We start from the raw sequence: 24,278 nt of genomic DNA, 5'->3' as shown, positions 1-24,278 counted from the left end.
GCCGACCTCGGCTGCCGCGAGCGGGCTGCGACGCGGCGCCGCCATGCTCTGACGGCGCAGCTGGACGTCACCGTGGTTGAGCCGCCGGCAGCCGATTCGGAGCTGTGGGAGCTGGCGAACATCGAGCTGACGCCGCACGTCGCGGGCTCGATGTGCGACGACCGCGGCGCGATGGGAAGGCTGGTCGCGGACGAGCTCGGACGACTCGCGCAGGGCCTGCCGCTGCAGCACCGGGTGGGGCGCGATCAGCTGGCTCGCATGGCGTAGCGTTGGCAACCGATTGCCTTGATGTGGTGATCCATGGTTTCATGTCGATGCCAGCACCGACGCGCGCAGCAGCGTGCCCTCAGCATCCGGAGAATCCATGACCATCGGGGGCGTGCCCGGCGGGGCCCGCAGCCCGGATGCGCCAGGATGGAAGCACCATCCCGACAGGAGCATCCGCGTGACCACTGACCTGACCCGCCTGCGCACCCTGCTCGACGAGGGCACGCCCGTGAACTGGGTGTGCACCGGCGACTCCATCACGCACGGACTCATCCACACCCAGGGTGCGCGCAACTACGTCGACCACCTGCACGAGCTGATCCGCGGCGACATGTCCCGCGTTCAGGACGTCATCATCGACACCGCCATCAGCGGCTGGCGCATCGTGCAGCTGCTCGAGGACTTCGACCGGCGCGTGGCCGCCTGGCATCCGCACGTCGTCACGCTCATGATCGGCACGAACGACTGCTCCACCGCGGGCGTCTTCCCGGTGATCGAGCCGGCCGAGTTCGCAGCATCCGTCACCGAGTTCGTCGCACGGGTGCGCGCCCTCGGCGCCATCCCCGTGCTGCAGACCCAGCCTGCGATCGACGTGCGCAACGCCCCGGAGCGGGCGCGGATCGCCGAATTCGCCCAGGCCATCAGGGATGTCGCGGCCGCGCAGGACGTGATCCTCATCGATCAGTTCGCGCGCTTCGCCGAGCTCGGCCAGGAGCGTCCCGGCGGCATCCCGTGGGGGATGATGAACGATCCCTTCCACCCGAACGCCGCCGGGCACGCCGCGCTGGCCCTCGGCGTCGCCGAGGCGCTCGGGCTGGGCGCCGGCAGCGAGTCGCGGGTGCTCACGCATCTGCGTGATCGGATGCTGATCGCCCGCTGACGTCGCGTCAGGCGAGGGTGAGGAACAGCTTCTCGAGCTCCTGCATGCTCGGGGCGCCCTCCTCGGCATCCTCGCCATCGGTCACGCAGTGGCGCAGCGCGGTGCTGATCACCGCGAAGCCGGCGCGGTCGATGGCCTTGCCGACCGCCGCCAGCTGGATGACCACCTCGCGGCAGTCGGCCTCGGTCTCCATCGCGTCGATCACGGCGGTCAGCTGGCCGCGCGCCCGCTTGAGGCGGTTCACCACCTTGCGGATCTCGTCGTCTCGTGCAGTGCTCATGCGTTCTCCTTCACGCTCGGGCGGGACGCCGCGAGCATCCGCATCCCGGCGGACCAGGTGAGGTACCCACCGTCGAGGTTGCGCGCCGACCGGCCGTGCTGGCGCAGCAGGCGCACGGCGGTGTGGCCGCGCTGTCCGACCTGGCAGTGCACGATCAGCTCGCCTGCGGGCAGGTGGCCGAGGTGCGCGCGCAGATCGTCGACCGGGATGTTCAGCGCCCCGTCGATGGCGCCCGCCGCGTGCTCGGCGGCGGTGCGCACGTCGATCACGGTGGCTCCGGCCGCGACGGCATCGTCGACCTCGTGCCACTGGATGCTGTCGGTCAGTCCGGTCGCGGCGTTGTCAGCGATGTAGCCGAGCATGTTCACCGGGTCCTTGGCCGAGCCGAACTGCGGCGCGTAGGCGAGCTCGAGCCTGCTCAGCTGCGAGGCGGTGAGCCCCGCGTGCATGGCCGTGGCGATCACGTCGATGCGCTTGTCCGCCCCGCGCCGGCCGATCACCTGGGCGCCGAGGATCAGGTCGGTCGCGGGGTCGACGAGCAGCTTCATGGTCAGGCGCTCCGCGCCCGGGTAGTAGCCGGCGTGGTCCGAGGGATGCGCATGGATCACGCGGTGCGGGCGGCCGGCATCCTTCAGCCGCTTCTCGCTCCAGCCGGTCATCGCGACGGTCAGCCCGAAGACGCCGACGACAGCCGTGCCGAGGGCGGGCACCGCGTCCGCGGGAGCAGCCTCGAGCAGTCCCTCGGCGGCGGCGATCGTGTCGGCCGCGGTGCGGCCGTGCCGGTTGGCGAGTCCTGCCATGGTGACGAGGGTCGGCTCGGCGGAGAGCGCGTCGACCTTCTCGACGCCGTCGCCGACGGCGAGGATCCGCGGATCATCGGTGCGCTGCAGCGCGTCCACGGCGATGCCGCCCGTGGGACCGACGGCGAGACCGGCGTCGACCGCGAGGGATGCCGCGGGACGGACGCCCCTGGCGTCGATGACGATGTCGGCGGGGACGACCGTGCCGTCGTCGAGGTGCACGCCCTCGGCGTCCAGCAGCTCGACGGAGCTGTGCGTGCGCAGATCCACGCCGTGGGCGGTCAGCTCGTCCATGACGAGCGACGCCATCTCCGGGTCGAGGGAACTGAGCGGATGCCCGCCGTGCTGCACGAGCGTGACGGCGAGACCGCGGTGCACGAGGTTCTCGACGGCTTCGAGCCCGATGAACCCGCCGCCCGCGACGACGGCGCGGCCTGCTTCCAGCAGGTCGGCCAGCGCCAGCGTGATGCGGTCGACGTCGTCGATCGTGCGCAGGGTGGACACGACCGGGCCGCCTTCGGCCGATGCGAGTTCGTCCCGTGGCACGGCGCCAGTGGCGAGCACCACGTGGTCGTAGTGCTCGTCCGTCACGTCTCCGGTCGACAGGTCGCGGATGCTGACGGTCCTGGCATCCCGGTCGATCGCGACCGCGCGGTGGCCGGTGCGCACGTCGAGCGCGAAGCGCGAGCGCAGCGACTCGGGCGTCTGCAGGAGCAGGGCGTCGCGGTCGGCGATCACACCACCCACGTAGTAGGGCAGGCCGCAGTTGGCGAAGCTGACGTGGTCGCCCTGCTCGATCACGATGATCTCGGCCGTCTCGTCGAGCCGGCGCAGGCGCGTCGCGGCGGACATGCCGCCGGCGACGCCCCCGATGATGATCACGCGCATGCGCTCAGGACCTCCCGAACAGCTTCGCCAGGAAGCCGGTGCGCGGCTCGTCCTCGTGGCCGCGGCAGCGCTGCGCTGCCGGCACTCCGGCCATGACGCTGTCCACGTGCTGGCCGCATCCGGCCCAGGTGGTCTTGCCGCAGGTGCGGCAGGTGACGGCTCGACACATCGCTTCGGGTCCTCTCGGTCGGTCGGATCACACCCTATCAGATACCCCTGGGGGTATTTTGAGCACGGCCGATCGCCCCCGTCCGCGCCCGCCCAGCGCGCCCGGCGCGGGTCAGGCTCCCGGCCGGCCGGCACTCATGGTCACTCGGCGAGCGCGGCGCCCGCGGGGCGGGCCGTGGTGCCGGCGTCGGCAGCCACCGCGCGCCGCAGCGCGATGAAGAACACGATCAGGCCGGCGGTGATCAGGATGTGCCCGAGGCCCGCGATCCCGGCGATCATCGCGCTGGACTCCTGACCGAGCACCGTGAGGATGCCGTGCCAGGTCATCATGCCCGCGGTCAGGATCACTCCGGCGTTGTACAGCCAGAGGAACCAGGCGAACAGCCGCGGGCTGCGCGAGATCGCGAACACCTTCTCGATGACGAGCACGATCAGCAGCACGATGAAGCCGAGCGTCAGCAGGTGCGTGTGCACGACGCTGAGCTGGGTGAAGGTCGCGTCGGTGAAGTCGTTGGCCTTGGTGAACTCGCGGTAGAACAGGCCGGATGCGACCCCGGCGAGCATGTACGCGAACGCGGCGTTGACGAGTCTCTTCATGATGGGTCCTCCAGGATGGGTCAGATCAGCCCGGCTTCGCGGGCGACGTGGATCGCACGCGACCGGCTGTCGACGTCGAGCTTGGTGAAGATGTGGGCGAGGTGGCTCTTGACGGTCGCCTCGGTGACGAACAGGGTGCGGGCGATCTCGCGGTTGGCGGCGCCCGTGGCGAGCAGCCGCAGCACCTCGGTCTCGCGGTCGGTGAGCCGCGGCAGCGGGCTGCGCAGGCCTTCCAGCAGCCGCGCGGCCAGGTCCGGCGCGAGCACCATTCCGCCTGCGGCGGCCCGGCGGATGCCGTCCAGGATCAGTTCCGGCGCCACCTCCTTCAGCAGGTAGCCGGCGGCGCCCGCCTCGATGGCGCCGCGGATCTCGGCGTCCCGGTCGAAGGTGGTGAGGATGAGCACGGCGGGTGCGGGATCGAGCGCGCGCAGCGCGACGGTGGTCCGGATGCCGTCGATGCCGGCGCCCAGTCGCAGGTCGCAGAGCACGACGTCCGGATGCAGGTGGGCCGCCAGTGCGAGCGCCTCCTCGCCGGTCGCCGCTTCTCCGATCACCTGCACGTCGTCGGTGTCGAGCACGGCGCGCAGTCCGCTGCGGACGACCGGATGGTCGTCGACGAGCAGCACGGTGAAGGTCATCGCTTCTCCTCCTCGGTGGTCGGGGATGCGGAATCGGATGCCGGCGGTGCCGGCTCCGGCCGGATCGGCAGCTGCACCGAGATCGCCGTCCCCTCGCCCGGGGCGCTCTCGATGTCGAGTCCGCCGCCGAGCTCGCGGAGCCGCGCCCGCATGAACCGCAGACCGTAGCTGGACGAACCGCTCCCGGCATCCGCCTCCCACGCGGCCAGGTCGAAACCCGCCCCGTCGTCGATGATGTCCAGCCGCACGGAGCGCGCGTCATCGATCAGGCTCATCACCACCCGGTTCGCTGCGGCGTGCAGGCGCACGTTGGCCAGCGCCGACTGCGCGGTGCGCAGCAGCGCCACCTCCACCTCGGTGGGCAGCACGGGCAGCGACTCGTCGACGTGCAGCTCGGCCTTCAGGCCGGCCTCATCGTGCGCGCGGTCCAGCATGCGGCGCAGGGCCGCCGCCAGCACGCCGTCCTCCAGCTCGGCGGGAGCGAGCGCGGCGACGATCCTGCGCACGTCGGCCAGGCTGTCGCCCGCGAGCGCCTCGACCTGCGACAGGGCGCGCGCGGCATCGGCATCCGCCGTCCTGTCGGCACCCGCGTGCGCGAGCAGCCGGATCGAGGAGAGGGCTTGAGCGACCGTGTCGTGGATGTCGCGGGAGATGCGGGTGCGCTCGGCGACCGCGCCGGATTCCCGCTGCGCGAGCGCGAGCTCGTCCTGCAGGTCGGCCATCTCGTGCTGCGCGCGGGTGAGCGAATCGACCAGCCGCTCGCGCTCCGTCGCGTCGCGCAGCAGCTGCAGATACCCGCGCGAGACGCCGTACGCGAAGACGCCGCCGATCAGCGGCCCGAACACGTTCGCGTAGCTGGTGACGCCGTGATGCACGATCGGCGCGACGATCACCACTGCGAGCACCAGCGCCGAGAACAGCAGCCCCCAAGGCACCGGGAGCAGATGACCGGCGAGCAGCCACAGCAGGAACGCCACCCAGATGAACTCCGGCGAGACGGCCACAGCCGCCAGCCAGATGACGGCGAATCCGATCAGCCACCCCACCGCGAGACGGCGCGAGCGCAACGGCAGCACGCTGCCCGTGGCATGCGCGACGAGGATCGCGAGCCCGGCGACCACCGCGACGGGCACGGGCGTGCCGTCGCCGATCGCGCGGACCACGCCGATCACGGTGAGGACCGCGGCCATGACGTGCTGGCCGATCTCCATCGCCCGCACGACCGGGCTCGTGTGCGCGGGACGCTCGACCTGACCGCGTCCCGTCCGCTCAGCGCGCGCCAGCGGCGCTTTCACGACGTTCATGTGTCGATTCTCCCTGCGCGTCGGGCAGATCACCCGGTTCGTGCGTGGCGAGTGCGCCCGCGGCGGATGCCGCGCGCACCGGCGCGCCGTCCTTGCCGGGAGCCTTCGGCGGCCGCCCCGGCCACCAGATCCGATCGCCCACGAGCGCGAAGATCGCCGGCACGATCACGGTGCGCACCACGAGGGTGTCGACGATCACGCCGACCCCGACGATCAGGCCCAGCTGCCCGAGCGTGACCAGGGGCAGCACCCCGAGCGCCGCGAACACCGCCGCGAGCACGATGCCCGCGCTGGTGATCACGCCGCCGGTGTGCGCGATCGCCTCGACCATCCCCGCCCGCGTGCCACGGGCGGCCGCCTCGCTGCGGGCACGATGCACCAGGAAGATCGTGTAGTCGATGCCGAGCGCCACCAGGAACAGGAAGGACAGCAGCGGCACCTGCAGGTCGAGGGCGTGCTGGCCGAACAGCATCCGGCTCAGCCATGCCCCGGCGCCGATCGCGGCGAGCGCGCTGGCGAGGTTCACGATCAGCAGCAGCACCGGCGCGACGAGCGAGCGCAGCAGCACGATCAGCACCAGCAGGCTCACACCCAGCACGAGCGGTGCGACGAGCAGCAGGTCGCGCTGATTCCCCGCTCTGGCATCCAGATCGGTGGCGACGGCGCCGCCGACCACGGCGTCCGCCTCCGGGACGGCGTGCACGGCGTCGCGCAGCGCGGTGATCTGATCCAGGCTCCGCGGCGTGCTGGGCGCGTACTCGCTGGTCACCATGATCTGGGTGAGCTCGCCGTCGTCGGTCCGCCCGATCGGGCTCACCCGGACCACGCCCTCGACGCCCTCGGCCGCGGCGACGACGGCGTCGGATGCCGCACTGTCTGCGACGATGAGGATCGGCTGCGCCTCCCCGGGCGGGAAGTGCGCGGAGAGCGTCTCGAGGCCCGCGGCCGACTCGGACTGCACGCGGAACTTCTCCAGCTGGTCGAGCCCGACCGAGGTGCCGAGCACCCCCGCCGCCATCACCGCGAGCAGTGCCGCTCCGGCCAGCAGGCTCGCGAGCGGACGACGCACCACGCCGGAGGCCACCCGCCGCCAGGCACGGCCCTGCCGCGGCGCCTCACCCGGGGACGCCTCGCCCGGACGGGGGACGAACGGCCAGAACACCTTCCGGCCGCACACCGCCAGCAGCGGCGGCAGCAGGAACAGCACGGAGAACAGCGCGATCAGCAGGCCGATCGCCGACGAGACGCCCAGGCCGTGCGTGCCGGGGATCACGGCCAGCACCAGGGTGAGCAGCGCCAGCACCACGGTGACGTTCGAGGCGACGATCGCCGGCGCCGTGCTGCGCCAGGCGTCGCTGAGCGCGGCACGGTGGTCCTCCGTCTGCTGCAGCTCCTCGCGGTAGCGCGAGATCAGCAGCAGGGCGTAGTTCGTGCCGGCGCCGAAGACCAGCACGCTGATGATCCCGGCGTCGAACTGCAGGTTCCACAGCGATCCGGCGGCGGCGGTGAGACGCCCGGCCAGACCGTCGGCGAGCGCGACCACCACGAGCGGGATCAGCCACAGCACGGGTGAGCGGTAGGTGACGATCAGCAGCAGCGCGACGATCAGGATCGTCACCAGCAGCAGCGTGAAGTCGGCGCCCTCGAACGACGAGGCGACGTCGGCGCCGAACGCGGGACCGCCGGTCACCTGCAGCGTGACGCCGTCCGGCGCGGGGCCCGCGATGTCCGCGCGCAGCGCCGTGATCACCTCGGCGGTGCCGGCATTGGTCTCGCCGACCCTGATCGGGGTGATCAGCACGGCGGCCTCGCCGTCCTCGCTGATCAGAGGGCCGGTGGAATCGGCGTCCGCACTCTCGTCGAGAACGGGCAGCAGGTCCTTCAGCTCGCCGACCTGCGCGTCGGTGAGCTTCGCCCCGTCGTCGCGGGATGCGACCACGAGCACCGACTGCCGGTCGGCGTCGGGGAACTTCGCGAGCAGCTCGCTCACGCGGGCGGACTCGGATGCCGCCGGCGCCTGCGCGTTGCCCGCGGGCGCCTTCGCGGAGCCGAACGCCCCGAACAGCAGGACCATCACCAGCAGGACGAGTCCCAGCGACACCCATGCGCCGCGGCGCGAGGTGAGTCGGTCGGAGAGCGGATACCGAGAGCGGAGTTCTGCCATGACATCGAGTCCACCAGCGGCGGCTTCCGCGCACATCGCGAACGGGAGTGAACCCGGTGTCAATCGAAAGGATGAGAAGCCGGGGACGTGCATGACATCCGTCACAGCGGATCCAAGGCGACGAGATTAGGCTGGCGACATCATGGACCCTACGTTCTGGACCGGCTTCTGGCACGCCGTCGGCAGCTACTGGTGGCTGATCTTCCCCATCATGGGCGTCGCCGGCGGGATCGGCCGTCGCTGGCAGATCGCTTCCCGCGAGCGCCACGAGCGCCGCCTGGAGACCCTGCGTCTGAAGAGCGAGCTCAAGACCGCGGAGCTGCAGGCCCGCGCGCTCACCGGTCCCGTGCGCACGAAGCGCGGCGCGCAGCCGGCGCCGGAGGCGGCATCCGTCCCTCCGAACGAGCTCCTGGAGCGCCTGTTCAAGGAGCACGACGAGATCACGGCGCGCTGGCTGGATTACGAGCTCGACGTCGCCAAGCTCATCGCCTTCCCCGCCATGAGCGACGGCCGCCAGCCACTGACCGCCGCGTTCCTGCGCGCCAAGAAGACCGCCGACGCCCTGCGTCCGGCATCCGCCGATGCGAAGGTGAGCGAGCAGCGCGTCACCGAGTACCTCGACGCCGTCGGCAACTACGCCGTGGCCTTCGAGGTCGCCGAGCGCGACGCCCGCCGCCTGCGCGATTCGACCTTCAGCGAGGACGAGCGCAAGCGCCTCGATCGCGCGCAGCACATGCTGAAGGTCGCCCTCGACGAGTCGGCGACCCAGGCCGAGCGCCAGGTCGCCTACAAGCGCGTGCGCGACGAGCTCGAGGGCCTCATCCTGCTCTCCGACGAGGCCGTGCAGGTGCTGGAGACCAAGGTCGCCGGCGAACTGCCGCGGGGAACGCAGGCCTGACACAACCCGTCATTGACATACGACTCTGACACCTGAAACAATCTTCTTACAGGCAGTCGAGAGGAGGCGGATCGGACGTGCAGGAACCCACCACGGGGGCGGAACTCACCAGCAGACTCGCCGCCATCGCGAGCCACCAGCGGATGCGCATCATCGCACTTCTGGCGGAGGAGCGACTGCATGTGAGCGAGCTGGCCCGCCGGATCGGCATGTCCCGCCCGTTGCTGTACATGCACCTCACCAAGCTCGAGGAGGCCGGATTCGTAGCCGGCCGGCTCGAACTGAGCGAGGAGGGCAAGGCGCACAAGTACTTCGAGTTGCTGCCCTTCGAGCTCGTCATCAGCACCGAGACCATCGTCGACGCGATAGCGGCCGACCCCACTGACGGAGAAGAGTAGATGGAATACATTCCCTGGTTCGTCTGGATCGTGATCGCCGCGATCATCGCAGGCACCATCGTCACCGTGTCCACCAGCCGCGGCACCGGCAGGAACGAGCTCGCCCAGGCACTCAAGCAGAACGCCGAGGCAAACGAGAAGTTGGTCGCCCGGCTCGACGGCATGGACCTGCGCCTCACCTCGGTCGAGAAGACGCTCAACGAGATCCCCGAGTAGTCCTGGGCCCCGCGACGTAGGCTCGGCCGTATGGATGACACTCCGCGGATCGGGATCGTCGGCGCCGGCGGCATCGCCCCGCCGCACATCGAGGGATGGCTCGCGCTCGGCGCCGAGGTCGACATCCTGGGCCGCACCGGCGCTGACGCCCCCGCCGAGCGCTACGGTCTCCGCGTCGTCGACACCCTCGATGAGCTGATCGACGCCTGCGGGATCATCGACATCGTCAGCCCCACCGCGACGCACCTCGACATCGCGAAGGCCGCATTCGCCCGCGGCAGGCACGTCGTGTGCGAGAAGCCGCTGGCCGTCACCGTCGTCGACGCACAGGCCATCTCGGATGCCGCGGACGAGGCGGGCGTTCGCGTGTTCCCCGCGCACGTGGTGCGCTACTTCTCCGGATACGAGCAGGTTCACGAGGAGGTCGGCGAGGTCGGCACCCTGCTGGAGCTGACGTTCCGCCGGACGGTCGCGGCCCCGGCATCCGCCTGGTTCTACTCGCAGGATGCCGGAGGCGGCCTCATCCGCGACCTCATGATCCACGACCTGGATCAGGCGCTGTGGCTCGCGGGTCCCGTGGTCGAGGTGTCCGCGACGCAGGATCCGCCGGCGATCGACGGAGTCGTGCAGCCACCGGTGTCGGCGCACGTCGCACTCACCCACGCGAACGGCGCCATCAGCCACGTTCGCGCGGACTGGTTCGGGCCGGACACCCGGTTCCGTTCGAGCGCGTCCGTGGTCGGATCGGCCGGCGAGCTGTCGGTGGACACCGACGAGCTGTCCGGCGCACGGGAGGGGTACCTGCCACCGGCATCCGCCGTGGATCCGTACCGGGCGCAGCTCGCCGACTTCCTCGACGCCATCCGCACCGGTCGCGACGCACGCGTCACGCCCGCCGACGGCGTCGCCGCCGTCGCACTGGTGGAGGCCGCGTACGCGTCGCTCGCGACCGGGCATCCGGTGCTCATCTGACTTCGAATCGCTCAGCGATTCGGCGCAGGACCAGTTGACTCCCGCACAAGAAGAACGGTATGCAACCGCTGGTGATGGTCTCGGGCCGAGCCGGCACCGGCGATCGACTCGACAAGATACGCCGCCGCGAGACGGCCCTCCGCGAGCTGCTCGGCGGGTACGAGTTCTGGGTGCGCAACGGCTACGCGACCGAGACCGCCGACGGGACGGTGACGCGCCCGGCGCCGGATCCGCTGGTCACGGCCGAGGCCCCCTGAGCGACCGAGCGCGCCGCACCGGCGAGAGCGGCCACCCGCGCCGTCGCGTGACCGCGGCGCCAGCACAGCACCCAGCGCACCGGCGGGGAGCCCACCTCGAACGGCACCATCACCAGGCTCGGCCGCGCGAAGTAGTCCGCGGCGTGAGTGGCGAGCGGCACGACGCCCTCGCCGGCCGCGATCAGCGTCAGCAGGTCGAGGAACGTCGGCGCCGTGCGGTCGGGCTCGGGCCGGTACGGCGCGGCTCGGCGCCCGGCCCGGAACACGGTCTCGCCGGCCAGATCCCCGACCGACACCGTCGAGCGCGCGGCCAGCGGATGCTTCCGCCCCACCGCCAGCACCATCGGCTCGGAGTGCACCAGCGGCCCCTCCTGGAAGCCCTCCTCGTCGACAGGCCCGTTCGTGACCGTGACGTCGACCTCGCCGGCACGCAGCAGGTCGAGCGGATCGGAGAAGCCTGCCTCACGGAACATCAGCTCCACCTCGGGGTTCTCCGCCCGGAACCGATCGAACACCGGCGCCGCCAACTCGGCGATCGCGGGAGCCTCCAACCCGATCCGCAACGTGCCCACCACTCCCCGCCCGGCCGCCAGCGCCCCGGTGATCCCGCGCTGAATGCGGTCGTGCCCCGCACGCACGTCGGCATACAGCGCCGCACCCACCGCTGAAAGCTCCACTCGTCGGCTCGTGCGGTCGAACAGCGTCACACCGAATCGGCGCTCGAGGTTCGCGATCGTCTGACTCACCCGCGACGGCGAGATCAGCAGACGGTCGGCCGTCCGCCCGAAATGCAGCTCCTCGGCGAGCGTGAGGAAGATCTCGATCTCACGACGTTCCATGCGCTCTACATTAACGATCTATCTGCGATCCGTCCTTGTTCGGCCATTCCGTGCCGCTGACGATGGACACATGACCGATTACCTCACCGAAATGGATGCCGCCTACGACTCCGCGCGCGGCGGCTACAACCTCGCTGTCGAGCACCACCCCACGGCCATCGCTGTCGCCCGGACCGCGGACGACGTCGTGCACGCCGTGCGGGAGGCCCGCCGTCGCGGGCTCGGCATCGCCGTGCTCGCCACCGGCCACGGCCCGTCGCGCCCGGCCGATGGGCAGCTGCTCATCAACACCTCCGCCATGAAGGGCATCACGATCGATCCGGCCGCGCGCTGGGCCCGCGTCGAGGCCGGCGTGCGCGGCGGCGACCTCGTGCAGGCCGCCGCGATCAACGGACTCGCCCCGCTCTCGGGCTCGTCGCCCGAGGTCGGCGTCGTCTCGTACCACCTCGGCGGCGGCCTGGGCCTGCTCGGCCGCAGCCTCGGCTGGGCCGTCGACCACGTGCGGGCGATCGAGGTCGTCACCGCCGACGGCGTGCTGCGCCGCGCCACACCCGACAGCGAGTCCGACCTGTTCTGGGCGCTCCGCGGCGGCGGCAAGGGAACGCTCGGCGTCGTGACCGCGATCGAGATCGACCTGCATCCGATCGCCCGCCTCTACGGCGGCGGCCTGCACTTCGCCGCCGATCGCGTCGAAGAGGCGCTCACGCTCTGGGCGGAGTGGACGCGCACCGTGCCGGAGACGATGGCCTCCTCCGTTCTGCTGATCCGGATGCCCGACATCGCCGTGCTCCCCGAGCCGCTGCGCGGCCAGTACGTCATGCACCTGCGCATCCTGTTCACCGGGTCCACCGAACAGGGCGAGCGGCTCATCGCGCCGTTCCGCGCGCTCGGCTCGGTCACCGACACGGTGACCGAGATGCCGTACTCGGCTGTCGGTTCGATCCACGCCGAGCCCACGATCCCGGTCGCCTTCCATGCGCGGAATCGGATGCTGCGGACGCTCGACGCCGGCGCGGTGCAGACCGTGCTCCGGTACGCCGGACCGGATGCCGCGGCACCGTTCCTGCTGGAACTCCGTCACGCCGGCGGGGCACTGGCGCGACCGACGGAGCGGCCCAGCGCGCTCGGACGTCGCGACGGCGAGTTCGTGCTCTACGTCGGCGGGGCTGCGGGACCGGACGAGGCTCCGGCGCTGCAGAGGCGGTTCGCGGAGCTGTTCGCCGCGATGGAGCCGTGGGCGACGGGCGGAGTGTGCGTGAACTTCCTCTCCGGCCCGGACGTCACGGCCGAGGAGCTCGCGACCGGGTACCTGACGGACGACGTCGAGCGGCTCGCGCGGATCAAGCGCGCGTACGACCCGGAGAACCTGTTCCGCACGCACCACGGACTGGCGTGACAGACCGCGCGAAGCGACTGCACCTGCCGCTCGACAGCACTGATCGACGGCACTGATCGTGGGGGATCACCCACCCAGCGGGCGCACCACCAGCCCCTGCCGCTCGCGCGTCCAGACGTCGCCGGATGCCCGGTGCTCGGTGCGCGTGGTGAACCGGTAGCGGTACGCCACCACGCGCACCCAGCGGGGGCTTTCGCCCGCGAACGGATCGTGCCGCAGCATCCGCAGAGTCGGCGCGTCCGCCTCCAGCAGCCGCACGAGGAACATCGCGAACCAGTCCTCCAGCGAGCGCCCGAGCGGCAGGAACCACATCAGCCAGTCCAGTCGCAGGTGATACGGGGCGAACTGCCGCGGGATGCGGCGCAGGTCACCGGGCTTGCCCCTGAACTCGTACTCGCGCCAGCGGGCGGCATCCGGATCGGCATCCGTCGTGCCCTCGACGACGAACTCGATGCGCTGCTTCGTGACCGTGCCGAAGGCGCCGTAGGCGTTGGCGAGCTGCCAGCGGTTGAAGCTCGCGTTCATCAGCTGACGGCGCGCGAACAGGTTGCGCAGCGCCGGCCAGCTGATCGCGAGGTACAGGATGCCGACCGCCGAGGTGACGACGAGCCAGTACAGCGGCGTTTCGTCTCGCTGCGCTCGCTCAACGACCGGGTTGCGCAGGCCAGGCCAGGACACCGCCGAGAACGCGATCACGACCGTCGCCCAGTTCAGCCAGGCGAAGTTGCCGGTCACGATCAGCCACAGCTGGGTGAGGATGACGATCGCCGCAGCGATCGTGCCGACGAGAGCGGGGATCGGCCCGGGTGTCCACAGCCCGAGGATCGGCGCGAACAGGAAGAACGGCACCACCAGCTGCGCGAAGTGATTGCCCAGCACCTCGCCCTTATGGAACCAGCGGGGCAGCAGGTGCGCCTGTCGGCTGAGCGGCCCCGGCATCGGCTGCGTCTCATGGTGATAGGTCAGCGCGGTGAGGTCGCGCCACTCCCGTCCACCGCGGATCTTGATCATCCCCGCACCGAACTCCAGCCGGAACACCAGCCACCACAGCAGCACGATCACCACGGTCGGCGGCGGCTGGTCGCGGGATCCGAGGAACGCCGCGAGGAACCCCGCCTCGAGCAGCAGCATCTCCCAGCCGAAGCCGTAGAAGGTCTGGCCGATGTTCACCACCGTCATGTACCCGCCCCACAGCAGCAGGAAGGCGATCATCGGCACCCAGGGCGGCCCGAACTGCGGGATGCCGATCACCAGCAGCGCCGAGATCGCCATGCCCGTCCAGCACAGCGCCGCCAGGCGCCGGTCCGTGTAGCGGATCCGCGTGAACAGCGTCGGGCGCAGCATCCGCCTCCTCGCCTTCGACGAGGTCGCCCAGCTCAGCAGTTCGGGGGCGGGGAGCAGCCCGCGCTCACCCAGCAGCACACGGAACTGGTTCAGGCTCGACAGGAACGCGACGAGGTACAGCGCCGCGATGCCGCGCTGCACGATCTCGCGCGCGAACCCGAAGTCGATGGCCGCGAACCCGTCCATGCGACCAGGCTAGGCCGCGGCGGCCTGACGCGGCAGAGGCCTTGACAGCCCGCTGCGACAGCGCCCGCATTCGCATCGAGGCCCCCTCCGAGCGGTGTCACACGGAGGAGGCCTCGACAGGCAGACGGGTCTCTGCGGAGAATTACTTCTTCAGCCAGTCGATCTTGTCGGAGTACTCCGAGATCCACTTCTTCACGGCCTCGGCGGACTTGTCCTTGTACTCGTCGGAGGTGACCAGGCCCTCGAGGGCGCCGTACTGCTCGTCGTCCAGCTTGATCTTCTCGATGAACTCCGCGGCCTCGGGGTACTTCTCGGTGAAGCCCTCGGTGGCCAGGAAGTGCAGTCCCTCGGGCTCACCCATCGCGCCCTTCGGGTCCTCGAGGTCCTTGACGGGGAACGCGTCGTTGGCCCAGAACGGACGCCACAGCGTGACGACGATGTCCTTCTGAGCCTCGGTCGCCTTCTTCAGCTCGGTGAGCATCGCGGCGGTCGACGACGTGACGAGCTCGTACTCGCTGTCGAGCCCGTACTCCGGCAGCATCTTCTTCGTCTGCTCGGTGAGCCCCGCGCCCGGCTCGATGCCGATGATCTTGCCGTCGAACTGCGCGGCCTTGCCCTTGAGGTCCTCGATCGAGGTGAGCTCGGAGTACTCCGGCACCGCGATCGTGAGCTTGGCGTTGTCGTAGTAGGCGCCGAGGTCCTCGATCTTGTCGCCGTACTTGTCCATGTAGGACTTGTGCGTGAGCTCGGGCCACGCCGAGGGGTAGATGTCGACGTCGCCCTTGGCCAGGCCGGCGTAAAGCGGGCCCGCCTCGGTGAGCGTCTTCATCTCGACGTTGTAGCCCATCTCCTCGAGCTTGTTCTCGAGCAGGTAGGCGGTGCTCAGACCGTCGGTCCACGACGGCAGGAAGCCGAGCGTGATCGTGCCCTTGCCGCCGCCCGACGAGGGGCCGTCCGCGCCGGGTGCGCCGGTGCCGCCGGAGGCGTCGCCCGCGCACCCGGTCAGGGCGAGTGCGGATGCGACGCCGAGCGCCGCGAGTGCTGTGAACTTCTTCTTCATGATGATGCTTCTCCGGTTCCGTATGTGTGAATGCAGGTGTGACGCAGGTGGATCAGGCGGGCTGCAGGGCGGCATCCGCCGGTACAGCGGATGCCGCGGCGCGGCGCCGCTGATCCCGACGACGCGCGATGATGCCGAGCAGCGAAGAGCGGCTGCCCGCGGGCGCGCCCAGTGCCGCGGTGACGCGGTCGAGGAACATGGCGATCAGCACCACGGCGAGGCCCGCCTCGACGCCCTTGCCGATCTGCACGTTGGCGATCGCCTCGACGACGATCTTGCCCAGCCCGTCGGCGCCCGCCATACCGGCGATGACCGCCATCGACAGGGCGAGCATGATCACCTGGTTAACGCCGGCCATGATGGTCGGCATCGCCAGAGGCAGCTGCACGCCGCGCAGGATCTGCCCCGGCGTCGCACCGAAGGCGTGGCCGGCCTCGACCGTCTCGGAGTCGACTCCGCGGATGCCGAGCTCGGTGAGCCGCACTCCCGGGGGCAGCGCGAAGATCACGGTCGCGATGAGGCCGGGAACGTAGCCGATGCTGAAGAACACGATCGCCGGGATCAGGTACACGAACGCCGGCATGGTCTGCATGAAGTCGAGCACCGGCTTGAGCACGGCACGGACAGTGGGATTGCGAGCCGACCAGATGCCCAGCGGCACCGCGATCAGCACGGCCAGGACGGCGGCGACCAGCACCAGGGCGAGCGTCTGCATGGTCGGCACCCACAGACCGAGGCCCAGGATCAGCACGAACGACACGATCGTGCCGACGGCGAGCTGCCAGGAGCGCAGCAGCCAGGCGATCAGCGCGAGGATCGCGATGATGCCGACGAAGTGCACCGACAGCAGAGCGCCGATCAAGCCGTTCACCAGAGCACCGACGACCATCGAGATGAAGTCGAGGACGCCCTCGAGGTTGATCTGGATCCATGAGACGACGGTCTCGACCCAGTCGCCGAGTGGAATGCGGGGCATCAGCGCACCTCCTCGGTGTGGTCGGTCTCCGAGGCGGCCGACTCCACGGCGTCCTGAGCCTCGGCCAGCACCTCGTCGATCACCGCCTGCGGCATCGGGTTCAGCGGAAGGGTCAGCTCACCGGTGGCGCCCGGGCCGGGGCCGAGCGCGGCGAGCAGGGTCACGCGCGGGATGACGCCGACCAGGCGGCCCGCAGCATCCGTCACCGCGAGGGGCAGCGGCGACTCGACCGAGGGGATGAACAGGTTCATCAGCACCTCGTCCACGTCCACCGCCTGCGGCACCGGCTTGAGGATGCTCGACAGCGACGTCTCGCCCTTGCGGACCAGCTTCACGGCATCCCGGTCGGTGACGATCCCGATCAGCTTGCGGTCGCGGCCGACCACGTAGGTGGCCGACATGTAGGCGTCGCGCATCTGGCGCAGCGCCGTGCGCGGGCCGGCGGTCTCGGCGACCACGGGACGCGGACGCTCCATGACGTTGGACGCGGTGAGCACGCGGGCGCGGTCGACGTCCTGCACGAACTGCTCGACATAGTCGTTGGCCGGGTCGGTGAGGATGTCCTCGGGCGTGCCGATCTGCACGATGCGTCCGTCGCGCATCACGGCGATCCGGTCGCCCAGGAACATGGCCTCGTTGAGGTCGTGCGTGATGAACACGATGGTCTTCTGCAGCTTGGCCTGCAGCTCGACGAGCTGCTCCTGCATCTCGCGGCGGATCAGGGGATCGAGCGCACTGAAGGCCTCGTCCATCAGCAGGATGTCGGTGTCCGCGGCGAGCGCGCGGGCGATGCCGACGCGCTGCTGCATGCCGCCGGACAGCTCGCTGGGCAGCTTGTCGCCCCAGCCCTCCAGCCCGACCAGAGCGAGGATCTCCTCGGCCTTGGCGAGCCGTTCGGCCCTGCCGACGCCCTTGAGCTCGAGCGGGTATGCCACGTTGGCGGCCACCGTGCGGTGCGGCAGCAGCGCGAAGTGCTGGAAGACCATCGAGACGCGGTCGCGGCGGATCTCGCGCAGGGCGGCCGGGTTCGCCTTGGCGATGTCGTCGCCGCCGATGACCACCTCGCCGGAGGTGATGTCGTGCAGGCCGTTGAGCATGCGGATGATGGTGGACTTGCCGGATCCGGACAGTCCCATGATCACGAAGATCTCACCGCGGTTCACGGTGAAGCTCGCGTCGATCACGGCCGCGGTGCCGGCGTCCAGCACGTCGGTTCGGGATTCCCCGGTCTTGAGCCGCTTGACCGCCTGCTGCGGATTGCGGCCGAAGACCTTGTAGAGATGGTGCGCTTCAAGAGCGATTTCGGACACGTTTCCCCCGCGCGGCTCACCTGTCGCCAGGGTGCGTGTGAGCCGGCTTCGGTAACGCCCGGGTGATGATCACAGGGCCGTTTCGACAATCGCTGTACTGGCGGCGCGGTCGGGGATTTCGGATCCCCGCAAAGAACATCGACCGTACGCCCGCGCCTCTTCGTGTACAGCTCGAGTCGAAAGAAGGACGCGGCCGCGGACTGGTGTTTGTGGCCCCTCGACCACCTTTCCACGCTAACGAATGGCTGGTCGGGTGGCAAATCCGCGCTCGGGTTTCGCGGCCTCACCGGGGGTTATGCGCGTGTCGGAAAGTCGATCGCTGTGAGGTTTCCGGTGGTGATTCGACGGATTTCAACCCCGGCGGACGCTGCGGGTGACGGTGAACTTGGGGGTACGCGCGACCTGCTCCGTCGCCCCGACGTCGCGGCCGAGGGCACGACGATGGTCGAGGTGCGAGTTGAACACCGTCCACACCTCGCCGCCGGGCTTCAGCAGCCGCGCGGCGGCCTGGATGAGGCGCTGTCCGGCTCCCTCGTGCACGCTCGCGCCGAGGTGGAAGGGCGGGTTCAGCAGGACCAGGTCGGCTGAGGCGTCCGGCAGTTCGGAGCCGGCGTCGTCCAGCGTGACCTGAACGCGGCCGTCGATGCCGTTGGCGGCCATGGTCTCGCGGGCGGAGCGGACGGCCGCGGCGGACCGGTCGGTCGCGATGACCACGGCATCCGGATGGCTCAGGGCGAATGCCGCGGCGAGTGCACCCGTCCCGCAGCCCAGGTCGACGACCTGCATGGCATCTCCGGCCACAACTCCGGAGATCTGCCCACTGCCCTGCCCGCCTCCGGCTGATTCCACCCGATCTGCCCCGTTTCTCCGGAGTTGTGGCGCGAAGTGCGCCGAGAGACCGGGCATCGCGTCGAGCAGCGCGCGCGTGCCGATGTCGAGCCGCGCGCCGGCGAACGCACCGCCGAACGCGCACAGCGTGAGGCCGTCATGCACCTGTCGGACAGGGAAGGGCGGCTCCGTCGGGACGGCGAGGGGCTCGGATGCCACGATCAGCCGCGACTTGCGCTCCGCGCGCTGCGGCTGGACGACGCCGAAGCGCCGCGCGAGCACCTCGTTCTGCACGAGCGTCATGTGCTTCACGCGTCCGCCGGCGACCAGCGTCGCATCGGGCGCGGCCCAGCGGGCGACGGCATCCGCGATCTCCTCGAGCTCGGCGAGCGCCTTCGGCAGCTGCAGCAGCACCAGGCGAGCGCCGGCCAGCAGATCGGCGCCGAGTTCGTGCGACGTCCAGCCGGAGAGGCCCAGCGCGGCGGCGTTGTGCGCCAGCGCCCTGCGGCCGGTGACCAGGTCCTGATGCACGCGGATGCCGGAGATCCCGGCATCCGCCAGGGCGAGCGCGATCGCCCCGTACTCGTCGCCGATGACGGCGACCTCAGCGCCCGGGACACCGGAGTCGAGCGCCCATCGCACGAGCAGTTCGTCGGTGGCGTCCCAGGCCTGCAGATTCGGCGCCTCGACGTCGGGGAATCGGCGCAGCGCGCGGAAGTCGAAGTCGGGCACCCGCTCACCCTACCGACACCGGCTAGGCGCCCTCCCTGACCAGGTGGATCTCGTCGGCCACCAGGCCGTGCGCCTCGCGGTGCACCGTGTTCGCGGCCTCGGGGTCGGGCGCGTCGACCAGGCAGAAGATCTTCCCGCCCGCCTCGTCGACCCAGTAGCGCAGGTACTGCACGCCGTGCTGGTCCTGCAGAGCCAGGTCGGCGGCATGCGCTTTGGCGACATCGTCGAGACTGACGGCGTCGCCGAGCGAATGGACATCCATGTAGAGCGGCATGATCGAATCCCCATCTGTGATCGCCGCCGCCTCGGCCGGTGGTCGGGGTGCGCCCCCAACGGCTTGTGAGAAGCGATGCTACGCCGGTGCGGGCCGCCGCGACAGAGCCGCTTGCACCGGATGCTGGGCGCGGGCGCGCGCATTGGCTAGCGTGAGCATCATCATGACTGCAACGCTCACGATCGCCTCGGTCTCGCTTCCCTCCGCACCCGTCGGCGAGGTGAATCCGCTGCCCGCGGTGGCGACGATGCCGCAGGCTCCGTACGAGGCGTCGACCGAGGGGCTTCCGGCCGAGATCGCGTCGAACATCGCGTACGGACGGGTCGACAGCATCCACCCGTACCTCCTGCAGGACCGGTACGGTCGCGAGCGCCGTACCGCCCCGATGCGGGTGGCCGTGCTGGAGAACGGGCACATGCGGGCGGAGTTCGCGCTCGATCTCGGCGGCCGGCTGGTGCGCCTGCTGGACAAGGCGGACGGACGCGACCTCGTCTACCGCAACGACGTGTTCCAGCCGGCGAACCTCGCGCTGCGCAACGCCTGGTTCTCGGGCGGCGTGGAGTGGAACATCGGGATGCGCGGCCACTGGCCCCTCACCTGCGATCCGCTGTACGCGGCCGACGTGACCGGGCCTGACGGCGAGCCGGTGCTTCGGATGTGGGAGTACGAGCGCGTCCGGGGACTGATCGTGCAGCTCGATGCGACCCTGGACGCACACGCTCCCGCGCTGCACGTGCAGGTGCGGGTGCGCAACCCCCACCCGGCTGAGACGGGCATGTACTGGTGGACGAACATCGCCGTGGCGCAGACCGCGGAGTCGCGGGTGTTCACCAGCGCGACGCAGGCGTACCGCACCGACTACGACGGCCGCCTGTCGCTGGTCGACCTCGTCAGCGACGACGTGTCGTACCCGGCGTCCGCCCCCGTGGCCGCCGACTGGTTCCACGTGCTCCCGGCGGGCGAGCTGCCGTGGATCGCGGCGCTGGAGGCGGACGGGTCCGGCCTCGGTCACGTCTCGACCGCCCGGCTGAAGGGGCGCAAGCTGTTCGTCTGGGGCGACAACGCGGGCGGGCGCCACTGGCAGGACTGGCTGGGCGGCGACTACTTCGAGATCCAGGGCGGGCTGGCGACCACGCAGTACGAGCACCTGCGGATGCCGGGCGGTGCGACGTGGGAGTGGCAGGAGACCTTCCTTCCTGTGCACGCCGGTGATCCGTCCGGAGCGTGGGCCGCGGCGAGTGATCGGGTCGCTTCGGCAGTGCGCACGGCGGCATCGCGGGCGTCCGACGGCCCCGCTCGGCTGGAGGCCGTCGCCGATCTCGCACCGCGGCGCGTTCTGCAGGCGGGGTCGCCGTGGGGAGCGCTGGAGGAGGCCCTGTCGACCCGGTACGGCGTCACGTTCGAGGGTCTTCCCGGCGTGCGTTTCGACGCGGATGCCGGAGCGGAGGCCGCGTACTGGCGCTCACTGCTCGGGTCGGCGGACGCGACTGACGACCCGTCCGCGCCGCCGTCGTCATACGTGGCGGGCGAGCTCTGGGAACGACTGCTGGCCGAGGTGCCGGCGAGCTGGCTCACGCACTACCACCGGGCCGTGATGGCGCACGCGCGCGGCGAGCTCCGGGCTGCCGCGGCCGGATACGAGGCGTCGCTGCGGCTGCGCCGCTCGGCGTGGGCGCTGCGCGGACTCGGTCTGGTGAAGCTCGCGTCGGGCGAGACGGATGCCGGTCTCGCCGACCTCGTGGATGCCCGGATGCTGGCCCCCGAGGTCGCACCTCTCGCGCTGGAGCTCGGCGAAGCTCTGCTCGCCGCGGGGCGGGCAGAGGATGCCCGCGACCTGGTCTCCTCGCTGCCCCTGTCGATGCGGGAGCTGGGGCGGTTCCGCGTGCTGGCCGTGCGCGCAGCGCTGGCATCCGACGACCTCGCGGAGGCCGGCCGACTGCTCGAGGACGGCATCGAGGTGCCCGATATCCGAGAGGGCGAGCTGAGCATGTCGGAGCTGTGGCGGCAGGCGTTCCCCGACCGCCCGGTGCCGCCGCGGTACGACTTCTCGATGAGCTGAGCGCGGTCGCTCGGGTCGCAGTTCGTCCCGTTCCTCGGCTCCACCGGCGTTTCGGGTCGCAGTTCGTCCCGCTTTCCGGCGGTCTTTCCGGCACGAAGCGCGACCTGGACAGCGGGTGACCGTCGGTTCCATCACGAAATGCGACCTGGAGGTCGGCGAGCGGATGCTGGCCGACTCAGCCGTCGAGGTCGTCGAGCAGCTCCACCGCAGCGCGGGCGTAGTCGCCGATCCAGCGGTCGTGGATGCGCTTGATGGGCAGGGGCGCCAGCGACAGCCGCCGCTCCCGCCCGACGCGACGTCCGATCACCAGGTCGGCGCGCTCGAGCACGCGCAGATGCTGCAGCACGGTCGTGCGGTCCAGCTCGGGGAAGCGGCCGCACAGTTCGCCGGTGGTCAGCTCCGCGGGGCGCAGCGCGTCGAGCATCCGCCTTCTCACGGGGGCGGCGAGCGCCTTGAACACGAGGTCGTCATCGTCGGGGGCTTGATCTCTCGATGACATGTTGTAATCTTATAACATGTCTGAGCTCACCGAACTGTCGTTCACCGTGTCGGGCCGCATCTCCCGCCCCGTCGCGGAGGTCTACGAGGCGGTCGCCGATCCGGATCGCCTCTCGAAGTACTTCACCACCGGCGGCGCCCGTGGCCGGCTCGAGCCCGGCGCCGAGGTCAGCTGGGACTTCGCGGACTTCCCTGGCCGATTCCCGGTGAGGGTCGTCGAGGCCGAGGCCCCGCGACGGATCGTGATCGAGTGGGACGGCAACGAGACCGTCGACGATCGCACCCGCGTCGTCTTCGAGTTCGCGCCGATCGACGATGGCACGCGCACGCTGGTGACGATCACCGAGAGCTCGTGGCGCGCGACGGATGCCGGCGCGAAGAGCGCCTTCGGCAACTGCGAGGGCTGGACCGGCATGCTCGCCGCACTGAAGGCGTGGGTCGAGCACGGCATCAACCTGCGCGAGGGCTTCTACAAGTAAGCCCGCCTCAGATCGCCTCGTCGGCGGCGACGATGTCGATCTGCCAGAACCGCGAGTCCGGCGCGGAGCGGTCGTGCGCCGCCTCGGCCTCCGAGATCACGCGCCCCAGCTTCTTGGTGAGCTGCTCGTACTCCGCGTCGGTGAGGCGAAGATTGTGGATGGCGAGCGTGCCGTGCTCGACGTCGTCGCGCCCGCCTGCGAGGTTCTCCAGGGCATAGGACACGACCCGCTGGACGAGCTTCTGATGGTCCTCGGCGAGTGCCGCGATCACGACGTTCCCGAGCGCGACGTCGGCGACAGGCGCTTCGGGACAGCCGACGTTCAGCGACTCCCGGATGGGCGTCCATACCCGGTCCCGACCGTCCCGGGCGTGTTCCGGCGCTTCGACGATGAGCCCGGCATCCGCCATGACCCTCAGATGGAAGCTGATCTTGTTGGCGGGCTGACCGAGCTCCTCGGCGAGATCGGCCGCGCGGAGGAACTCGCGCTTCGCGAACACCCGCATCATGTCGCGCCGCAGGGGGTTGGCGAATGCCTTGAGCATCGCGGTGGTCATGGTCCGCGAAGGACGCTCCTCCTGCTGCTCGGTCATGCCCGCAGTATATCCAGATGAATTTGCGCGACTTTACTTGCGCAAGTTTAGTTGCGTGGTTAGATTGAGTGTCATGACCTCGTTGTGGCGCAACCTTCAGTACGTGTCCTGGCTCGTCAGCGACACGAGCAAGGGCCTCGCCGGCGCGCTGTTCGGCTTCGCGATCCCTCTCATCGCCCTGATCGTCACCAACGACCCCGCTCAGGCCGGGATCATCGGCGCCGCCGGAACCGCTGTGCGTGTGGCGCTGATCCTGTTCGGCGGTGTGCTGGCCGACCGTCACCGCCGCATCACGCTCATGGTGCTGGGCGGGTCGATCGGCGTCGCGCTCTCCGCCGCCTTCACCGTGCTCGCCCTCGGGGACGCGCTCACGTTCTCCACGCTGCTGGTGATCGACGTGCTGCTGGCGGCGCGCTCCGGGCTGTTCGACGTCGCCGGCGAGAGCGCGCTGAAGGACATCGTGGCCCCCGACACCATGGGCCGCGCCCAGGCCGCGAACCAGGCCAGGGATGCCGCGCTGCAACTGGCCGGCGGCCCGATCGGCGGTGCATTGCTCGTGGCCGGCGGGTGGCTCGTGGGCGCCGTCATGACGCTCTGCCATCTGGTCTCGGCCGTGTCGGCCGCGACCATCCCTCGGTTGCGCGGGGCGGATGCCGCCACCGGGCCGGCTGAGCCGACCGAAGGCAGGGCGACGGGCGCGGAGCCCGATGGGGATGCGGCATCCTCCTCCAAGCCGAACGCCCTCCGCGAGATCCGGGAGGGATTCGCCTGGCTGTTCTCGCGGCCCGACCTGCGCGGCGTGCTGCTGATCCTGACCATCATCAACCTCGGGATCAACACGGTGATGACCACGATCGTCTATTCGCTGCAGCAGACCGGGCACTCCCCCGCGGTGATCGGCCTGATCAGCGCCGGGATTGGCGTGACGATGCTCACTGGCGCCCTGCTCGCCACTCCCCTCGTCTCGCGCATCGGCGC

The 24,278-nt window shown here is 70.4% G+C and carries 26 protein-coding genes and 1 pseudogene; 11 read left to right on the top strand and 16 right to left on the bottom strand.

Annotation, left to right across the window (positions count from 1 at the left end; all coding sequences use genetic code 11):
- Positions 1-39: 39 nt before the first annotated feature.
- Both BGN97_RS06185 and BGN97_RS06180 read left to right on the top strand, forming a co-directional pair.
- Positions 40-267: pseudogene (locus tag BGN97_RS06185) on the top strand (NAD(P)-dependent oxidoreductase); the annotation flags it as partial.
- A 178-nt stretch (positions 268-445) separates the two neighbouring features.
- Complete coding sequence (locus BGN97_RS06180; protein ID WP_292698963.1) at positions 446-1,147, top strand: SGNH/GDSL hydrolase family protein; 702 nt, start codon at positions 446-448, stop codon at positions 1,145-1,147.
- 7 nt (positions 1,148-1,154) lie between these two features.
- Here BGN97_RS06180 and BGN97_RS06175 read toward each other — a convergent pair whose 3' ends face one another.
- The 7 genes from BGN97_RS06175 to BGN97_RS06145 all read right to left on the bottom strand — a co-directional run bounded on the left by BGN97_RS06175 (position 1,155) and on the right by BGN97_RS06145 (position 7,986).
- Complete coding sequence (locus tag BGN97_RS06175) at positions 1,155-1,427, bottom strand: metal-sensitive transcriptional regulator (protein ID WP_292698961.1); 273 nt, start codon at positions 1,425-1,427, stop codon at positions 1,155-1,157.
- Entirely contained in the window at positions 1,424-3,115 is a 1,692-nt protein-coding gene (locus BGN97_RS06170; RefSeq protein WP_292698959.1) for an FAD-dependent oxidoreductase, read from the bottom strand. Before BGN97_RS06170 ends, BGN97_RS06175 begins: the two co-directional genes overlap by 4 nt.
- A 4-nt stretch (positions 3,116-3,119) precedes the next feature.
- Entirely contained in the window at positions 3,120-3,284 is a 165-nt protein-coding gene (locus tag BGN97_RS06165; RefSeq protein ID WP_292698957.1) for a hypothetical protein, read from the bottom strand.
- A 140-nt stretch (positions 3,285-3,424) separates the two neighbouring features.
- Positions 3,425-3,880 (bottom strand): DUF2871 domain-containing protein, encoded by a 456-nt coding sequence (locus tag BGN97_RS06160; protein WP_292698954.1) that lies wholly within the window; start codon positions 3,878-3,880, stop codon positions 3,425-3,427.
- A 20-nt stretch (positions 3,881-3,900) separates the two neighbouring features.
- Positions 3,901-4,518, bottom strand: a complete 618-nt coding sequence (locus tag BGN97_RS06155; protein WP_292698952.1) for a response regulator transcription factor — start codon at positions 4,516-4,518, stop codon at positions 3,901-3,903.
- The gene (locus BGN97_RS06150; protein WP_292698950.1) at positions 4,515-5,822 is read right to left on the bottom strand and encodes a sensor histidine kinase; all 1,308 of its coding nucleotides are present in this window, start codon (positions 5,820-5,822) and stop codon (positions 4,515-4,517) included. Before BGN97_RS06150 ends, BGN97_RS06155 begins: the two co-directional genes overlap by 4 nt.
- Complete coding sequence (locus BGN97_RS06145; RefSeq protein ID WP_292698948.1) at positions 5,788-7,986, bottom strand: MMPL family transporter; 2,199 nt, start codon at positions 7,984-7,986, stop codon at positions 5,788-5,790. The genes BGN97_RS06150 and BGN97_RS06145 overlap by 35 nt, the downstream gene beginning before the upstream one ends.
- A gap of 142 nt (positions 7,987-8,128) precedes the next feature.
- On the opposite strand from BGN97_RS06145, the gene BGN97_RS06140 reads away from it, so the two are divergent.
- From BGN97_RS06140 to BGN97_RS06120, 5 genes are all read left to right on the top strand, one after another.
- On the top strand, positions 8,129-8,884 hold the full coding sequence (locus tag BGN97_RS06140; RefSeq protein ID WP_292698946.1) for a hypothetical protein: 756 nt from the start codon (positions 8,129-8,131) through the stop codon (positions 8,882-8,884).
- 77 nt (positions 8,885-8,961) lie between these two features.
- Positions 8,962-9,282: a winged helix-turn-helix domain-containing protein gene (locus tag BGN97_RS06135; RefSeq protein WP_292698944.1), complete on the top strand. Its 321-nt coding sequence runs from the start codon at positions 8,962-8,964 to the stop codon at positions 9,280-9,282.
- Positions 9,283-9,498 (top strand): hypothetical protein, encoded by a 216-nt coding sequence (locus tag BGN97_RS06130; protein ID WP_292698942.1) that lies wholly within the window; start codon positions 9,283-9,285, stop codon positions 9,496-9,498.
- Positions 9,499-9,528: 30 nt separating this feature from the next.
- A complete protein-coding gene (locus tag BGN97_RS06125) occupies positions 9,529-10,470 on the top strand; it encodes a Gfo/Idh/MocA family oxidoreductase (protein ID WP_292698940.1) in 942 nt (313 codons plus the stop codon).
- A 59-nt stretch (positions 10,471-10,529) separates the two neighbouring features.
- Entirely contained in the window at positions 10,530-10,727 is a 198-nt protein-coding gene (locus BGN97_RS06120; RefSeq protein ID WP_292698938.1) for a hypothetical protein, read from the top strand.
- Here the strand turns inward: BGN97_RS06120 and BGN97_RS06115 are convergent.
- Positions 10,652-11,566, bottom strand: a complete 915-nt coding sequence (locus tag BGN97_RS06115) for a LysR family transcriptional regulator (RefSeq protein ID WP_292698936.1) — start codon at positions 11,564-11,566, stop codon at positions 10,652-10,654. The two genes, BGN97_RS06120 and BGN97_RS06115, sit on opposite strands and share 76 nt — an antisense overlap.
- Before the next feature lie 70 nt (positions 11,567-11,636).
- On the opposite strand from BGN97_RS06115, the gene BGN97_RS06110 reads away from it, so the two are divergent.
- The gene (locus BGN97_RS06110) at positions 11,637-12,962 is read left to right on the top strand and encodes an FAD-binding oxidoreductase (RefSeq protein ID WP_292698934.1); all 1,326 of its coding nucleotides are present in this window, start codon (positions 11,637-11,639) and stop codon (positions 12,960-12,962) included.
- Between the two features lie 66 nt (positions 12,963-13,028).
- Here BGN97_RS06110 and BGN97_RS06105 read toward each other — a convergent pair whose 3' ends face one another.
- The 6 genes from BGN97_RS06105 to BGN97_RS06080 all read right to left on the bottom strand — a co-directional run bounded on the left by BGN97_RS06105 (position 13,029) and on the right by BGN97_RS06080 (position 19,672).
- Entirely contained in the window at positions 13,029-14,492 is a 1,464-nt protein-coding gene (locus tag BGN97_RS06105; RefSeq protein ID WP_292698932.1) for a lipase maturation factor family protein, read from the bottom strand.
- A gap of 142 nt (positions 14,493-14,634) precedes the next feature.
- Positions 14,635-15,552, bottom strand: a complete 918-nt coding sequence (locus BGN97_RS06100; protein WP_292698930.1) for a glycine betaine ABC transporter substrate-binding protein — start codon at positions 15,550-15,552, stop codon at positions 14,635-14,637.
- A 52-nt stretch (positions 15,553-15,604) separates the two neighbouring features.
- Complete coding sequence (locus BGN97_RS06095) at positions 15,605-16,528, bottom strand: ABC transporter permease subunit (protein WP_285631254.1); 924 nt, start codon at positions 16,526-16,528, stop codon at positions 15,605-15,607.
- Entirely contained in the window at positions 16,528-17,838 is a 1,311-nt protein-coding gene (locus BGN97_RS06090) for a glycine betaine/L-proline ABC transporter ATP-binding protein (protein ID WP_292698927.1), read from the bottom strand. The genes BGN97_RS06095 and BGN97_RS06090 overlap by 1 nt, the downstream gene beginning before the upstream one ends.
- A 351-nt stretch (positions 17,839-18,189) precedes the next feature.
- The gene (locus tag BGN97_RS06085; protein WP_292698925.1) at positions 18,190-19,398 is read right to left on the bottom strand and encodes a methyltransferase; all 1,209 of its coding nucleotides are present in this window, start codon (positions 19,396-19,398) and stop codon (positions 18,190-18,192) included.
- Positions 19,399-19,420: 22 nt separating this feature from the next.
- A complete protein-coding gene (locus BGN97_RS06080) occupies positions 19,421-19,672 on the bottom strand; it encodes a DUF4242 domain-containing protein (protein WP_285631246.1) in 252 nt (83 codons plus the stop codon).
- A 163-nt stretch (positions 19,673-19,835) separates the two neighbouring features.
- Here BGN97_RS06080 and BGN97_RS06075 point away from each other — a divergent pair, with 163 nt between their 5' ends.
- Entirely contained in the window at positions 19,836-21,731 is a 1,896-nt protein-coding gene (locus BGN97_RS06075; RefSeq protein WP_292698923.1) for a DUF5107 domain-containing protein, read from the top strand.
- A gap of 175 nt (positions 21,732-21,906) precedes the next feature.
- Here BGN97_RS06075 and BGN97_RS06070 read toward each other — a convergent pair whose 3' ends face one another.
- On the bottom strand, positions 21,907-22,230 hold the full coding sequence (locus tag BGN97_RS06070; RefSeq protein WP_292698921.1) for a metalloregulator ArsR/SmtB family transcription factor: 324 nt from the start codon (positions 22,228-22,230) through the stop codon (positions 21,907-21,909).
- 16 nt (positions 22,231-22,246) lie between these two features.
- On the opposite strand from BGN97_RS06070, the gene BGN97_RS06065 reads away from it, so the two are divergent.
- Positions 22,247-22,708, top strand: coding sequence for an SRPBCC family protein (locus BGN97_RS06065; protein ID WP_292698919.1), 462 nt, complete (start codon positions 22,247-22,249; stop codon positions 22,706-22,708).
- A gap of 7 nt (positions 22,709-22,715) precedes the next feature.
- Here the strand turns inward: BGN97_RS06065 and BGN97_RS06060 are convergent, their stop codons facing one another.
- The gene (locus BGN97_RS06060; RefSeq protein ID WP_292698917.1) at positions 22,716-23,300 is read right to left on the bottom strand and encodes a helix-turn-helix domain-containing protein; all 585 of its coding nucleotides are present in this window, start codon (positions 23,298-23,300) and stop codon (positions 22,716-22,718) included.
- A gap of 73 nt (positions 23,301-23,373) precedes the next feature.
- On the opposite strand from BGN97_RS06060, the gene BGN97_RS06055 reads away from it, so the two are divergent.
- Positions 23,374-24,278: MFS transporter (locus BGN97_RS06055; RefSeq protein ID WP_292699037.1), on the top strand; the 905-nt coding region annotated here is incomplete at its 3' end.

This window comes from Microbacterium sp. 69-10, from assembly GCF_001897945.1.
GTDB lineage: Bacteria > Actinomycetota > Actinomycetes > Actinomycetales > Microbacteriaceae > Microbacterium.
Note: the sequence above shows the minus strand (reverse complement) of the source record. Positions and strands in the feature narration are given on the sequence as shown.